1 protein-coding gene is annotated in these 639 nt (G+C 31.5%); it reads left to right on the top strand.

What is annotated here, in order from left to right:
• The coding region (locus HHU12_RS34475; RefSeq protein ID WP_205960102.1) for a leucine-rich repeat domain-containing protein at positions 1 to 579 on the top strand (579 nt) is incomplete at its 5' end.
• Between the last annotated feature and the right edge of the window lie 60 nt (positions 580 to 639).

Below are 639 nucleotides of genomic sequence, written 5' to 3'. Positions count from 1 at the left end.
ATAGTACAACTTCCAGAAAGTTATTTACACCATAAGTATAAAATGTTGATTATTTCGGGTTGTAAAAAATTCAGGAATTTTGGTTCTCTTTTAAAAAACAGTCATAACAGCCTTAAGAAATTTAGAGTTACAGAGTTAGATAACTTTGTCACATTCCCTTTTGAAGATTTAGCTCAATGCAAGAATATAGAAGAGTTTGTAATTGATGGTCACTATTGGAAATATATGAACAAGGAAGAAGCATTTGATGTATTTTATAATTATAAACATCTAAAGAAGCTTATTTATCGAGATGCCCCTATTTCAAAACTATTACCAAAAATAGGAGAGTTAAAAGAACTTGAGTATGTTCAAATCAGGAGAAGCTCTATTAAATCATTGCCGAAAGAGTTAAAAGATTTACCATCTTTAGAATCCTTTGAATTAACAGGTTCTTCTGTAGAACTTTTACCAGTAGAAATGTTTGATGTAGACCGAGAGGTAAAAACAGTATTAGATATAGATGGAGGTTGGGATAATATCCCTCATATCGTAAGTGAATCAGATGTAGCAAGAGGATATGAAATCTATGAGAATTGATTTTTAGGGTTGAAGTTTGAATAAAAGGTCCAAGAGTAGGGTGGGAATTACTCTTGGGCT

Origin of the sequence: Flammeovirga aprica JL-4 (assembly GCF_012844305.1) — a bacterium.
Taxonomy (GTDB): Bacteria; Bacteroidota; Bacteroidia; order Cytophagales; family Flammeovirgaceae; genus Flammeovirga; species Flammeovirga aprica.
Note: the sequence above shows the minus strand (reverse complement) of the source record. Positions and strands in the feature narration are given on the sequence as shown.